Raw genomic sequence first — 13,338 nt, 5'->3', positions numbered from 1 at the left:
CCACTCCGCACCACCTCCGCACCACCTCCGCACCACCTCCGCACCACCTCCGCACCACCTACGCACCATCGCTGCACCATCTCTGCACCACCCGGACGCCCGCCGCGGGCGTCCGTCAGGCCGCCGGCCCCCGCCGGCGGCTCTTCTCGGGCTCAATACTTGAGCACCTATTCAAGAATGGAGTGACCCCTGCCATGCAGGCCATCACCATCTCCCGTCCCGGCGGTCCCGAGGTCCTCACCGTCGCCGAGCTCCCGGATCCGGTCCCCGCGGCCGGAGAGGTGCTCATCAGGGTCCGGGCTTCCGGCCTGAACCACGCCGACGCCTACATGCGCTCCGGCGCCTGGGGCCAGGTCGCCGACGTCCCCGGCATCGAGGCCGCCGGCGTCGTCGAAGCCGACCCCTCCGGCACCCTGGCCCCGGGCACGTCCGTCGTGGCGATCCTCGGCGGTATGGGCCGTACCAGGAACGGCTCCTACGCCGAGCTGGTCGCGGTACCGGCGGCCAACGTCGTCCCGATCACGACCGACCTGCCCTGGACCACCGTGGCGGCCCTCCCCGAGGTGTACGCGACCGCGTGGAGCGCGCTGACCGGCAACCTCCGGGTGCGCGCGGGCCAGACCGTGCTCGTCCGCGGCGCGACCTCCGCCCTCGGCCAGGCCGTCGTGGACCTCGCAGCCGACCTCGGCGCCACCGTCGTCGCGACCACCCGGAACCCCGAGCGCGCCGCGCTTCTCAAGGAGCTGGGCGCGGACACCGTCCTGATCGACGACGGCGCGCTCGCGACGCAGGTCCGCGACCGCGGCCTCCGCGTCGACGCCCTGGCCGACCTGATCGGGAACAGCGTCCTGCGGGACTCCCTGGCCTGCGCGGCGTCGCGCGGCCGCGTCTGCCAGCTCGGCTTCCTCGGCGGGCTGGCGCCGGTGGCCGACTTCAACCCGCTGACCGACCTGCCGACCGGCGTCCAGTTCAGCTTCTTCGGAAGCGCCTTCGTCCTGGGCACGCCGGACTATCCGCTCGGCGCCGTCCCGCTGCAGGAGATCTTCGCCAAGGTGCGGTCCGGCGGTCTGCGCGTCCGGCCGCCGCGCGTCTTCGGCTTCGAAGACGTCGTCGAGGCGCACCGGGTGATGGAGTCCGGCACGGCCGGCGGGAAGATGGTGATCGAGATCAGCTGACGAGGCGGCGTCCTGATGACCGACGCCTGACACATCGTGTGCAACATCTCCCATGCCTGTGGCGTCGTCAGGCATGGAGGTGTTGCATCGACGCCTCCACCTTGAAGGAGGCAAATCAATGAGCTCTGCGAAAAGACTGGCGACCGCGCTGCTGGCCACCGCGGCGTTCGCCGTGACGTCTGTCGGCGGTGCGCAGGCGGCCGACACCTGGCGGCAGGACCCGGCTCCGGTCGCGTCGGGCAACGTCCTGGCCCTCACCCGGATCGACCAGCACACCACCTGGGCCGCGGGCTTCCAGCTGACGACCGACGGCAAGTCCTCGATCCTGAACCCGATGCTGCTGGCGCGCGACGACCGCGCCGGGACCGGGTGGAAGCGGATCGCCACGCCCGCCGACGGTGTGGCGAGCCGGATCAACGCCCTGTCCGCCGACGGCGCCCGCGACGTGTGGCTGGTCGGCGACAACGACGCCGACGCCCACGGGCCGATCCTCACCGAGCACTGGGACGGCAAGAGCTGGCGCACCGTCGACGCCCCGGTCCCGGCCGGCACGCTGTCCGCCGGCTTCCTCGGCGTCGCCGCTGTGAGCCCGCGCGACGCGTGGGCCGTCGGCTGGACCCAGCGCATGCGCGGCGACGAGTCCTACGACACCGGCCTGCTCGAACACTGGGACGGCCAGGCCTGGCGGCAGGTCAAGCTCCCGGCCGGCATCCCCGACGCGGAGCTGTACAGCATCACCGCCACCGGGCCCCGCGACATCTGGGCCTCAGGCGTCATGGCCGACGGCACCGACCAACCGGTCGTGCTGCACTACGACGGCCGGACGTGGACCCGCCCGACCGTGCCCGGCACCGGCCTGTACGGCGAGTTCAACACCATCGTCGCCGCCGGCCCGAACGACGTGTGGGCCGCCGGCCGCACGCTGCTCGACGACAAGGACCGCGGCCACCCGCTGGTCGCGCACTACGACGGCCACAGCTGGAAGACCGTCCCGGCCCCGGGCACCGGCGTGGTCTTCGCCGCCGCGCCGACCCCCGGAGGCGTCGCGGTCGTCGGCTACGACAAGAACACCGGCCAGCCCTACGGCGAACAGCTGGACGGCCGGGGTTGGCACTCCCTGAGCCTGCCCACCGTCGGCATCGACTCCACGCCCTACTCGATGACCGCGACGGCGCACGGCCTCGTCGTCGGCGGCGCCTACAACGCCGACGAGACCAGTCCGTTCCAGCCGCTGCTGCTCACCGCGAACGGCTGATCCGCACGCGGGCGCGCTGATCCGAACGCCGGCCGGCCACTCTGCGGCCTCCTGCAACGGCACCCCGTTGCGGGAGGCCGGACTCTTGCCACCCGGCTGTCCGGCAGGACGTCAGCGTTTGCGACCGCTGTCGTGGGCGCATCCCGCGCGGCAGGCAGGTGACGCACCCTTGGCGCCCTTGGCCCACCGGGCGAAGACGTCGGCCTCGACGGCGAGATTGCGCAGCAGCACCGCTCCGGGCCGGTCGGCGACGCCGCCGGGGTAGAGCGGGTTGGCCAGCTGCTCCAGCGCCGCGGCGATGTCCTTCCGGGAGGTCCGGGCTTGGCGGAGGGCTCGGACCTGGCAACCGTCGCCGAGCTCTGCGACATACTCGGTGACGTGCCACGGCAGCATCGGCCGGCCGCTGAGATAGTCGGGAAGAGGCGGGTCGGGGTTCGCCGTCAGCCCCGCAGCGGTCTTCGGCATCATCAGATAGCGGACACCGTCGTCGTCGGTGGCGACCGGGGTGTCGTGGCCGGTCAGGACGACCGGTTTCGACGGGCGGGCTATGGCGATGCGGACGAAGCCGCGGCCGGAGGCTCCCAGCCAGTCCAGGAGGTGGCCGGGGTTGAAGGACATCGAGAAGGGCGGACCGTCGTAGAGGGCCGGCACGGACTCCGAGCCGTGGGCCGCGTCGCCGCCGCCGGTCGCGACGACCACCTCCCCGGGGGCGAAGGCCAGCTCGACCGGGGCGGTCCCGTCGGCGACCAGGGTGATCAGCTCGGTGGCCGCCTTCAGCGGGGCGGTCTCCACGACGACGCCGAGCGGGTAGTCGGGCGCGAACAGCGTCCGGAACTTCACGAACTCGCCGACCAGCAAGCGGGCGGTGCACGATTCGGCGCCGTGGGCGAATCCGACGACGCCGACGGTCTCGGCGCTGCCGTTCCCGATCCGCGTCCTGCCGGTCGCGGCCTTCCACCGCGCCGCGATCGTCTTCAGGATGGAGGCGGGAACCAGGATCGGGGCGTGCTCGGCCTCGGGATCGTCGGGGAACCACGGGATCTCGGCGACGGTGAGCCGGTAGCGGTCGGTGGCGGCCAGCGTCAGGGTGTCCGGACCGAACTCCAACCGCACGCCGGCCAGCATCGACATCGGGCCCGGCCCGCTGGCCAGGAGCACCTTGCGCACCGCGCCGAGGAACTGCTGCACGAACACGGTGCCGCCGGGCTTCGGCAGGTCCGGCAGCGCGGGGTACTTCGCGATCGGCAGGGTGCCGAGCTCGAACCGGGACGGCCCCGGCTCCACGATCGCCTTCGCCCCGGCCGTCGAGATCCGGACCGACTCGCCCCGCGACTTCTTCAGCAGATCGTGCAGCCGCTTGCCTTCCAGCAGCACCGTTCCGGCGCTGAGAACCGAGGCGTCCATCCGGATCCGCGTGGACACGTCGTAGTCGAAGCTTGAGACGACCAGCTCACGGTCGGCGGCGTCCAAGCGCACCCCGGCCAACACCGGGGAGGCCGGCCGGGCGGGCAGCGCGGACGTGGCCGCGACCAGTGCCGCCAGCAGTGCCGTCCGGTCGCACTCCAGGTGCAGATCCGGTATCGGCGCGGCGGCCTTGGCCTTCGTTCGGTTCACGCAGTGCCCCTCCATGGATTCGGTCCGACGGCCGCCCCCCGACCGACGACGAGCCATCGTAGGCGTCTCCACTGTCTGATTCGGCATCGCGGAGGCCGGCGTCGCTTGTGTCACGATCGCTGAAACGGATAAAACCTGTGGATGGGGCGGAGAGACGAGGCGGCGAAGGCGATCCCGAAGCCTGCGAAGGCGGCGGGGCGGGAGCCGGCACAGCCCGAGCGGCGGTCGGCGCGAGGCTGGATGTCAGTGCTCAAACACGCTGGGGCGGCGTCCCGCGAGGACGAGTTGCTGGACCGTGCCGCCGCGCTGACCTACTACGGTTTCCTGGCGGTGTTCCCGACGCTGCTGCTGGCCGTGTCCGTCCTCGGCCTCATCAGCTCCTCGGCCGCCAACACGGTCTTGGACAACGTGCAGAAGCTCGCCCCGGGCTCGCTGCGCGACGTCCTCCGCACCGCCATCACGCAGGTCCGGGCCGGCCGCAACACCGGCGGGACGCTGGCGATCGCGGGTGTGGCGGGAGCCTTGTGGTCGGCGTCGGGCTACGTCGGGGCGTTCATCAGGGCGTCGAACGTGGTGTACGACGCCCGCGAGAAGCGGCCCGTGTGGAAGACCACACCGCTGCGCATAGGGCTGACGCTGCTCATGATGGTGACCTCCACGATCAGCGTCGTGATCGTGGTCTTCACCGGCCCGTTGGCCGAACGCACCGCCGAGATCATAGGCCTGGGCCACACCGCCCTCACCGTGTGGTCGATCCTGAAGTGGCCGATCCTCGTCCTCCTGGTGGCCGCCATGATCGTCCTCCTCTTCTGGGCCGCACCCAGCATCCGAGGCCGCCGCTTCCACTGGATCTCACCAGGCAGCGCCCTGGCGGTCATCCTCTGGCTGATCCTGTCCGGCGTCTTCGCCGCGTACATCGCGAACTTCGCCTCGTACAACAAGACCTACGGCACAGTCGCCGGCGTGATCGTCTTCCTCCTCTGGCTGTGGCTCTCGAACCTGGCGATCCTCCTCGGCCTGGAGTTCGACGCCCAGCTGGCCCGTGAGCACCTGAGCAAAGGCGACGGCAGCTGACCGGCGAAGCGCGGTCTGGGCGCCTACCGATCGCTTCGCCACTCATGCTGCTACGGTCCCCTGGTATCAGCACTCGCCCTGACTAGCCCGGGACTTCCATGACGAATCTAGGCTCCGACGTCCACGAGATCGACACCCTCATGTCCGGCCACACCGGCATCACCGCCGGCTACGCCATCCTCGGCGAGCATCCGGCGCTGATCGAGACGGGCACCGGCAAGTCCGCGCCGGTGGTGCGCGACGCGCTGGCCGCGCTCGGGGTGGGACCCGGCGACCTGCGGACGATCGTCGTGACGCACATCCACCTGGACCACGCCGGCGGAGTGGGCGACCTGGCGGCGATGTTCCCGAACGCGGAGATCGTGGTCCACGCCTCCGGCGCGCGGCACCTGGTCGACCCGTCCCGGCTGATGGCGAGCGCCCGGCGGGTGTTCGGATCACTGATGGACGACGTGTTCGGCCCGCTGCTGCCCACCGAGGCGCACCGGGTCCGGGCGGTGGAGGAGATCGGCGCGATCGACCTGGGCGGCGGCCGCCGCCTGGAGACCCACCACACCCCCGGACACGCCCGCCACCACGTGGGCCTCATCGACTCCCTGACCGGCGACCTGTACGTCGGCGACGCCGCGGGCCTCTACATCCCCAGCGACGATCCGGACCAGCCCGGCGACGTGCGCCCCGGCACACCCCCACCGGACTTCGACCTGGAGCTGGCCCTGAACTCCCTGGAGAAGTTCCGCACCCTGCGCCCGACCCGCCTGCTCTTCAGCCACTACGGCCCAGTCCGCGACGTCGCCGACACCCTCGACCGCGCCGAGGAAGAGGTCCGGCTGTGGGTGGAACTGGTCCGCGACGCCCGCACCAGCCGCCTGGACCTGGACCACGCCATCGAGATGGTCCGCGAGAAGACCGCCGCACGGTATCCGGTCGAACAGGCGAACGCCGAGACGCAGACGAAGTTCGAGGAGCTGTCGTCGTACGCGTCGAACATCGTCGGGATCAACATGTACCTGAACAAGCAGGACGGGTGGGAGCATCCGATGGCGGACGCGGCGAGCGCCGGCTGACGACCGGCTTCACGACTCCGGCTTCACGACCCCGGCTCCAGCAGCCCACCGATCGCCTGAACGACGTCCCCGGCCCGCGCGTCCGCCGGCACCGGGTCCGTCCACCCCCGCGCGTCCGCCGACGCGTCGATCCACACCGTCCGGAGTCCGGCCGCGGCCCCGCCACCGACGTCGGCGATCGGATTGTCCCCGACCATCCAGCCCCCGTCCGCCAGCGCGCACCCGGCGCCCTCGGCCGCGACCCGGAAGATCTCCGCGTCCGGCTTCCGCACCCCGAGCGCTCCGGACACCGCCACCGCGTCGACCAAGCGGTCCAGGCCGGTCCGCTCGATCTTCCCCAGCTGGTTGTCCGCCTCGCCGTTGGTGACGATCCCCAGGCGCCACCCGGCCTTCCGCAGTGCGACGAGCCCGTCGCGCACCTCGTCCCGCAGTGCCACGAACTCCGGCATCCGTCGCCTATAGAGCGCCCACAATTCCTCCACAGGTTCGGCCAGCCCGAACCGCTCCCGCACCACCGCGAAGTAGGCGTCCCGGCGCTGGTACGGGCCCCACGCCTCCACCAGCCATTCCTCGGCTCCCGCGGGCAGGTCTCGCGCCCGCGCGAAGTCCCGTGCGAAGCGCCGGAAGGCCGGTGCCAGCGCGATGAGCGTGTCGTCCAGATCGAACAATGCCAGCCGCCCCATGGCCTCGATCGTAGCCGTCGCTACCCTGGTGGCAGGTTGATCATCCGATGAAGCGCCAGGGGAGGCCGCCGTGACAGAGACCGCGAGCGCAGTGACCACCGAGTCCACCGAACCCACCGGTGAAACCATCACCGAACCCAGCACCGAGATCACCACCGCGGCCGAGCTCCGCGCCCTGCTCGGCGAGCCGATGGAGCGCGCCGTCACCAAGGAGCGCACCCGTCTGCTCCCCATCGACCTCCAGTGGCTGGCCGCCTCCCCCTTCTGCCTGATCGCCACCTCGGACGCCGACGGAAACTGCGACGTCTCCCCCAAGGGCGACCCCGCCGGCTTCGTCAAGGTCCTGTCCGACAGCCGGGTGGCCATCCCCGAGCGCCCCGGCAACCGCCGCGCGGACGGCTATCTCAACATCCTGAGCAACCCGCACGTCGGTCTGATCTCCGTCGTCCCCGGCCGTTCGGAGTCGCTGCGCGTCAACGGCCGCGCCAAGCTGGTCCGGGACGCCCCCTACTTCGACGACATGGTCGTCAAGGGCCACCGCCCGATCCTGGCGATCGAGGTCGACATCGAGCAGATCTTCTTCCACTGCGCGAAGTCCTTCATGCGCTCCAAGCTCTGGAAGCCGGAGACGTGGGAGCCCGAGCAGCTGCCGCACCACGCGGTCATCGTGAAGTCCGTCCAGGAGACCCGCGAGTCGCTGGAGGAGCTGATCGAGTACTACGGCGCCGGCTACGAACAGAAGCTCTACGGCGCGGTGAAATAGCGCGCCAGGCAGCACTTTCGGCTAGCGTCGGACCATGCCGCTCTCCTTCCAGGTCGTCGTCGACTGCGCCGATCCACACACCCTGGCCGACTGGTGGGCCGAGACCCTGGGCTGGGACGTGGAGCCCTCGAACGAGGACTTCATCCGCAAGATGATCGCCGAGGGCCACGCCGACGAGGCCGACACCAAGACCCACAACGGCGTCCTGGTGTGGCGGGACGGCGCCGCGGTCGTGCACCCCGACGGCAGGACCGCCGGCCCCGGCGCCCGCATCCTCTTCCAGAAGGTCCCCGAGCCGAAGACGGTCAAGAACCGGGTCCACCTGGACCTCGACGTGGGCCAGGACCACGTCGAGGCTGAGCTGGAGCGTCTCACGGCCCGCGGCGCGACGTTCCTGCACCGCGGCCAGGAGGGCCCGTCGAACTGGGTCACGATCACCGACCCCGAAGGCAACGAGCTGTGCCTGCACTGAGCTGACCGGAGCCGGCAGCCTCGAACCGGCTCGGGCCAGCCTGAGTCGCCCTCAGCAGACCCGCAGCAGACCCGCAGCGGCGTAAAGTCGTTTCATGACTTCCGCCGACGCCGCCGCCCCGGTCCGCGTGGACAGCTGGATCTGGTCGGTCCGTCTGACCAAGTCCCGCTCCATGGCGGCCGACGCCTGCCGCGGCGGCCACGTGAAGGTCAACAACGAGAGCGTGAAGCCCTCCCACCTGGTCCGGGTCGGCGACGAGGTGCGGGTCCGCCAGGATCAGCGCGAGCGCGTGGTGGTCGTCAGCAAGCTGATCAGCAAGCGGGTCAGCGCGCCGGCGGCCGCCGAATGCTACGTCGACAACAGCCCGCCGCCCCCGCCCCGCGAGCTGTTCGCCCCGCTCGCCGTCCGGGAGCGCGGCGCGGGACGGCCCACCAAGCGCGAGCGCCGGGACATGGACCGGCTCCGGGGCCGCTGACCCCCCGCTGGCACTTCCGCGCCGCGAAACCACCGTGGCCGCGCGAATCGCTGCATCATCCCGTCGGCCGGCGGCTCAGCGTCCGCCGCTACTTCTTCCGGCCGTACCGCGCCATGGCGTACTTCTTCAAGATCGTCATGGTCTTCGGGTTCCGCGCGAACGTCGTCGGCTCGAACGGCGTCGACCACCGCCGCCGGGTGATCGCCTTCGGCCGCGTGAACTCGCGCAGCCCGTCCGCGCCGTGGATGCGCCCGAAGCCGGACTCCCCGACCCCGCCGAACGGCAGACCCGGCACGCCGGCGAAGGCGATGACCGCGTTCACCGACGTCATCCCGCTGCGCAGGCGGCGGGCGACGGTCATGGCGCCGCGCCGGCCGTAGACCGACGAGCCGAGACCGTAGGCGGTGGCGTTGGCCAGCGTGACGGCCTCCTCCACGTCCTTGACGCCCTTGACGGTGATCGTCGGGCCGAAGGTCTCCTCGCGGACCGCGCTGGACTCCTCGGGCACGTCCAGCAGCACCGTCGGCTCGACATACGGAGCCCGCACCGACCCGGCACCGCCGACGACCGCGGTGGCGCCCTTGGCCAGCGCGTCGTCGATGTGGCGGCGGACCACGTCGACCTGCGAAGGCATGGTCATCGGCCCGTAGGCGGCCCCCGGACCGTCCCCCGGCTTGAGCGCCAGCTTCTGGATCTGCGCGGACAGCTCGGCGACGAACTCGTCCTTCACCGTGTCCACCACGTAGACGCGCTCGATGCCGACACACGTCTGACCGGCGTTCGACATCGCGCCCCACAAGGCGGCGTCGGCGGCCTGGCCCAGGTCGGCGTCGGCGGCCACGATCATGGCGTCCTTGCCGCCGCACTCCATCAGCACCGGCGTCAGCGACGGCGCGCAGGCGGCCATCACCTTCCGCCCGGTCCGCGCGCTCCCGGTGAAGGCGATCTTGTCCACACCGGACTCGCACAGCGCCGCCCCGGTCGGTCCGGTCCCGGTGACCAGCCGCAGCACCTGATGCGGCGCGTCCGGGTCGGCCTGCGCGAAGGCGTCGACGATCCACTCGCCGATCGCGGTGGTGTACTCCGAGGGCTTGAACACCACGGCGTTGCCGGCGGCCAGCGCGTAGGCGATCGAACCGATCGGGGTGAAGACGGGGTAGTTCCACGGGCCGATGACGCCCACCACACCCAGCGGCTGGTACTCCAGGCTGGCCGCGTGGTTGGCCATCAGCAGACCGGTGCCGACGCGCCGCGGGCGCAGCACCTTCCGGGCGTGACCGGCGGCCCAGCCGATGTGCTCGATGGCCAGGAACACCTCCAGGAAGGCGTCGTCGCGCGGCTTGCCGTTCTCCCGGTGCACCAGCTCGCACAGCTCTTCGTGGCCGCGCGTGATGACTCCGGCCCACTTGCGCAGCCGCTGCTCCCGCTCGGCCCACGTCAGCGCGGACCACCAGGCGGCGGCCTGCCGCGCCTCGTCCACGACGGCGCGAACCCGCTCGGCGGTCATCTGGGGGAAGGTGGCGACCTCGCCGCCGCCGGCGGGGTCGTAGGAGACGAAACTGGGGGCGTCCGGTTCGAGGACGCCGACAGCCGCGCCGTTGGCTGAACCCTGATCGCTCATGGCTGACTGCCTCTTCCGTACTGAGGAGGGAGTGGATGGTGGTCGGGGACGGGACTGGACGGAACGCGTGCGCGGAGGGTGTCCGCCCGATCGCTACCGCCGGGTAACGTCGGTGATTCCGATCCTTCACCTGGAAACGGCCGGGGGCAATAGGCAGTCACGCATTCGGGCCGTTCAGGGCGCGGAGAAGGGTGCGGAAACGCCGAACCGCCCGGCACGCGGTCTGATGACCGGCGACGGGCGGCTGGGGTGATCGGTGATCGGCTATCGATGATCGCTGATCAGCGATCGGGTGGCGCGGGTCAGTCCTCGACGGACTTGCGCTTCCGGTCGGAGACTTCGCGGTCTTCTTCGTCTTCGGAAGCGGGGCCGGCGTCGGCGTCGGCGTCGGCGTCGTCTTGGGCGCTCAGGTCGTCGTTCTCGCCCTCGCCCTCGCCCTCGAAGTCGTCCTCGTCGTCGTCGTCCTCGTCCTCGAAGTCGTCCTCATCCTCGTCGTCGAACTCGTCGTCCTCGACTTCTTCGACTTCTTCGTCCTCGTCCTCGTCCTCGAAGTCGCCGTCGACGTCCTGGAGGTCCTCGCCGTCCGCGTCCTCGGCGCCGTCCTCCGCGTCGAGCTCGTCCTCGTACTCATCGAAGGCGATGCCATCGAGGTCGTCGACGCGCTCGGCGGCGTCGGTGAGACCCTCGGTGTCGGCGTCGGCGGCCCGCATGAACCACTCCCGCGCCTCGTCCTGCCGGTCGGCCGCGAGCAGCGCCTCGGCATAGGCGTAGCGCAGACGCGCGGTCCACGGCTGCACCTTGGCCGGCGTCAGATCCGCACCCTGCAGCTGCACGACGGCGGCATCCGGCTGCTCCATGTCCAACCGCGCCCCGGCTGCGACCATCCGCAGCTCGATCTGGGTCTCCTTGTCGAGCGTCTTGGCCTCCGGCGCCGCCGCCATCGCCAAAGCCCGCTCCGGCCGCCCCAGGCCCCGCTCGCAGTCGGCCATCACAGCCCAGTGGTCATTGGTCCCGGTGATCCGCCGCACCGTCCGCAGATCCGCCAGCGCCTCCGAGTACCGCCCGGTGAGATAGGCGGCCAACCCGGCGGCCTCCCGCGTCGAGGCCAACCGCGGCGCCATCTTCATAGCGGTCCGGGCATGCCGATAAGCCAGCTCCGGATCCTCATCGAGATTCCGCCCGGCCATCACCAGATGCCCGGCGATCACCGCGGCCTTGGACCGCAGCAACTGCGCCAGCTCGTCCTGGATGTCCTTGTCGAGCTGGTCGATCGTGGCATCCGCCTCGATCACCAGCTCCTCCTCACGCTCCTGCTCCTCGACGAGCGCACCGCCACCCTCACGGCTGTCGAACCCGCCACGGTCCTCCCGGGGCCCGAAGCCCTGGTCGTCCCGCGAACCGGGACCACGCTCATCCCGCGCGCCGGACCGGCGGTCGACGAACTCCGAGCGCTCGCCGTACCCGCGCGCACCCCCGTCGCCGAAGCCCCGCGAGTCCCGGTCACGCGTCCCGGCACCACCACGGCTGGGTCCACGCCCATCACGGCCATCACGCCCGGCGAAGCCTTCCCGGTCACCGAACCCACGGCCGCCGGGTCCACGGGAGTCCCGATCGCTCGGCCCACGGCCGTCGCGTGCCCCCGAACGTTCGCCGTAGCGCGAACCACCACGCTCCGCATCGCGGTCGAACCCACGCGCCCGCTCGCCGTACCCGCCGCGCGCGTCGGAACCACGGCCGCCGAAGCCGCGCGAGTCCGAGCCACGGTCGGCGTAGCCACGCGAATCGCGGTCGCCGAACCCACGGCTGTCGCGGCCGCCGGAGCCTCCGCGGTCGCCGTAGCCTCGCGAGTCACGATCGCGGAACCCGCCAGAGTCCCGGTCGCCGTAACCACGGCCGTCACGCCCGCCAGAACCGGGCCGGTCGCCGAAGCCACGGCCGTCGCGCCCGCCGGGCCGGTCGCCGAAGCTGCGGGAGCCGCCACCACGCGAGTCCGAACCGCGGTCGCCGTAGCCCCGCGACTCCGAACCGCCGCGGTCACCGTAGCCGCCGCGCGAGTCCCGGTCGCCGTAGCCGCGGCCGTCGCGCCCACCGCCACCGGGCCGGTCGCCATAACCGCGCGAGCCGCCACCACGCGAATCCGAACCACGTTCACCGAAGCCACGGCCATCGCGCCCGCCGGAACCGCCACGCTCGCCGAACCCACGCGAGTCCCGGTCGCCGTACCCGCGGCCATCGCGACCGCCAGAACCGGCACGGTCCCCGTAGCCGCGACCGTCACGCCCACCAGAGCCACCACGGTCGCCGAAACCACGGGAATCCCGGTCGCCGTACCCGCGGCCATCGCGACCGCCAGAACCGGCACGGTCCCCGTAGCCGCGACCGTCACGCCCGCCGGAACCAGGCCGGTCGCCATAACCACGCGAGCCGGCACGCGAGTCCGAACCACGCTCGCCGAAGCCGCGGCTGTCCCGCGCACCGTATCCGCCCCGATCAGAGCCACGGCCATCACGCCCACCGGCACCCGGCCGGTCGCCATAGCCACGGCCGTCACGCCCGCCGCCGTCACGTCCGCCGCCGCCCGGCCGGTCGCCGTACCCGCGGCCGTCACGACCACCCGAGCCCGCGCGGTCGCCATACCCGGATCCGCGACCGCCTTCGCCACGTCCGCCGGCGCCGCCACGACCGCCCGAGTAGCCGCCGCCCTGCCGGTCGCCGTAGCCACCACGCGAGTCACGGCCGCCGGAGTCGCGGCCGTCGCGCGAACCGTAGCCGCCACCGCGGCCGTCGCGGGAGCCGGACCTGTCACCGTAGCCGCCGCGGTTGTCGCGGTCGCGGTCGCCATACCCGCCGCGGTTGTCGCGACCGCCCTGGGGACGGCCGTCGTGGGAACGGCGGTTGTCGCCGCCGCCCGGGGACTGGCCCCGGTCCCGGTCCCGGTCGGAGCGGCCCGGGCGACGGTCCGAAGAGGGTGACATGTGATGCGCTCCTGTTCCTGTTATGAGTCGGGGTCCATCCTCCCGCAATCGAGAAGAAAGGGCCAAACGCAGCGAAGCCCCCTCCGGTCATCCCGGAGGGGGCTTCGTCGAAATTTAGTCCGGCCGCGTCCTACTCTCCCACCAGGTCCCCCTGGCAGTACCAT

The 13,338-nt window shown here is 71.7% G+C and carries 12 protein-coding genes; 7 read left to right on the top strand and 5 right to left on the bottom strand.

Going from position 1 to position 13,338, the window contains the following annotated elements:
• Positions 1-194: 194 nt before the first annotated feature.
• Positions 195-1,175: a zinc-binding dehydrogenase gene (locus tag ABD466_RS35950; protein ID WP_344661726.1), complete on the top strand. Its 981-nt coding sequence runs from the start codon at positions 195-197 to the stop codon at positions 1,173-1,175.
• A gap of 118 nt (positions 1,176-1,293) precedes the next feature.
• A complete protein-coding gene (locus tag ABD466_RS35945) occupies positions 1,294-2,430 on the top strand; it encodes a hypothetical protein (RefSeq protein WP_344661725.1) in 1,137 nt (378 codons plus the stop codon).
• 111 nt (positions 2,431-2,541) lie between these two features.
• On the opposite strand, the gene dnaN is transcribed toward ABD466_RS35945, so the two are convergent.
• Positions 2,542-4,044 (bottom strand): DNA polymerase III subunit beta, encoded by a 1,503-nt coding sequence (dnaN, locus tag ABD466_RS35940; protein ID WP_344661724.1) that lies wholly within the window; start codon positions 4,042-4,044, stop codon positions 2,542-2,544.
• 141 nt (positions 4,045-4,185) lie between these two features.
• On the opposite strand from dnaN, the gene ABD466_RS35935 reads away from it, so the two are divergent.
• Both ABD466_RS35935 and ABD466_RS35930 read left to right on the top strand, forming a co-directional pair.
• A complete protein-coding gene (locus tag ABD466_RS35935; protein WP_344661723.1) occupies positions 4,186-5,118 on the top strand; it encodes a YihY/virulence factor BrkB family protein in 933 nt (310 codons plus the stop codon).
• 98 nt (positions 5,119-5,216) lie between these two features.
• Positions 5,217-6,185 carry an MBL fold metallo-hydrolase gene (locus tag ABD466_RS35930; protein ID WP_344661722.1) on the top strand — a complete coding sequence of 323 codons (969 nt, stop codon included), beginning with the start codon at positions 5,217-5,219 and terminating at the stop codon, positions 6,183-6,185.
• Positions 6,186-6,208: 23 nt separating this feature from the next.
• Here the strand turns inward: ABD466_RS35930 and ABD466_RS35925 are convergent, their stop codons facing one another.
• The gene (locus ABD466_RS35925) at positions 6,209-6,868 is read right to left on the bottom strand and encodes an HAD family hydrolase (protein ID WP_344661721.1); all 660 of its coding nucleotides are present in this window, start codon (positions 6,866-6,868) and stop codon (positions 6,209-6,211) included.
• Between the two features lie 127 nt (positions 6,869-6,995).
• Here ABD466_RS35925 and ABD466_RS35920 point away from each other — a divergent pair, with 127 nt between their 5' ends.
• From ABD466_RS35920 to ABD466_RS35910, 3 genes are all read left to right on the top strand, one after another.
• Positions 6,996-7,631: a pyridoxamine 5'-phosphate oxidase family protein gene (locus ABD466_RS35920; protein ID WP_344661767.1), complete on the top strand. Its 636-nt coding sequence runs from the start codon at positions 6,996-6,998 to the stop codon at positions 7,629-7,631.
• Between the two features lie 34 nt (positions 7,632-7,665).
• Positions 7,666-8,103: a VOC family protein gene (locus ABD466_RS35915; protein ID WP_344661720.1), complete on the top strand. Its 438-nt coding sequence runs from the start codon at positions 7,666-7,668 to the stop codon at positions 8,101-8,103.
• Positions 8,104-8,197: 94 nt separating this feature from the next.
• Complete coding sequence (locus ABD466_RS35910; protein WP_344661719.1) at positions 8,198-8,578, top strand: RNA-binding S4 domain-containing protein; 381 nt, start codon at positions 8,198-8,200, stop codon at positions 8,576-8,578.
• A gap of 88 nt (positions 8,579-8,666) precedes the next feature.
• Here ABD466_RS35910 and ABD466_RS35905 read toward each other — a convergent pair whose 3' ends face one another.
• The 3 genes from ABD466_RS35905 to ABD466_RS35895 form a co-directional block, all read right to left on the bottom strand.
• Complete coding sequence (locus ABD466_RS35905) at positions 8,667-10,199, bottom strand: aldehyde dehydrogenase family protein (RefSeq protein ID WP_344661718.1); 1,533 nt, start codon at positions 10,197-10,199, stop codon at positions 8,667-8,669.
• A gap of 302 nt (positions 10,200-10,501) precedes the next feature.
• Positions 10,502-11,491 carry a hypothetical protein gene (locus ABD466_RS35900; protein ID WP_344661717.1) on the bottom strand — a complete coding sequence of 330 codons (990 nt, stop codon included), beginning with the start codon at positions 11,489-11,491 and terminating at the stop codon, positions 10,502-10,504.
• Positions 11,488-13,041 carry a hypothetical protein gene (locus tag ABD466_RS35895; protein WP_344661716.1) on the bottom strand — a complete coding sequence of 518 codons (1,554 nt, stop codon included), beginning with the start codon at positions 13,039-13,041 and terminating at the stop codon, positions 11,488-11,490. Before ABD466_RS35895 ends, ABD466_RS35900 begins: the two co-directional genes overlap by 4 nt.
• Between the last annotated feature and the right edge of the window lie 297 nt (positions 13,042-13,338).

The sequence above is a fragment of the Catenulispora subtropica genome (assembly GCF_039531675.1).
Classification (GTDB): domain Bacteria; phylum Actinomycetota; class Actinomycetes; order Streptomycetales; family Catenulisporaceae; genus Catenulispora; species Catenulispora subtropica.
The sequence above is the reverse complement of the archived record's forward strand: the minus strand, read 5'-3'. Positions and strand labels throughout refer to the sequence as shown.

Excerpts from the sequence above, each read along its gene's own strand:
- ABD466_RS35895 (WP_344661716.1), bottom strand. The coding sequence starts at position 13,041 with ATGGCGACCGCGACCGCGACAACCGCGGCGGCTACGGTGACAGGTCCG.
- ABD466_RS35930 (WP_344661722.1), top strand. The coding sequence starts at position 5,217 with ATGACGAATCTAGGCTCCGACGTCCACGAGATCGACACCCTCATGTCC.
- ABD466_RS35905 (WP_344661718.1), bottom strand. The coding sequence starts at position 10,199 with ATGAGCGATCAGGGTTCAGCCAACGGCGCGGCTGTCGGCGTCCTCGAA.
- ABD466_RS35935 (WP_344661723.1), top strand. The coding sequence starts at position 4,186 with ATGGGGCGGAGAGACGAGGCGGCGAAGGCGATCCCGAAGCCTGCGAAG.
- ABD466_RS35915 (WP_344661720.1), top strand. The coding sequence starts at position 7,666 with ATGCCGCTCTCCTTCCAGGTCGTCGTCGACTGCGCCGATCCACACACC.
- ABD466_RS35910 (WP_344661719.1), top strand. The coding sequence starts at position 8,198 with ATGACTTCCGCCGACGCCGCCGCCCCGGTCCGCGTGGACAGCTGGATC.
- ABD466_RS35925 (WP_344661721.1), bottom strand. The coding sequence starts at position 6,868 with ATGGGGCGGCTGGCATTGTTCGATCTGGACGACACGCTCATCGCGCTG.
- ABD466_RS35950 (WP_344661726.1), top strand. The coding sequence starts at position 195 with ATGCAGGCCATCACCATCTCCCGTCCCGGCGGTCCCGAGGTCCTCACC.
- ABD466_RS35945 (WP_344661725.1), top strand. The coding sequence starts at position 1,294 with ATGAGCTCTGCGAAAAGACTGGCGACCGCGCTGCTGGCCACCGCGGCG.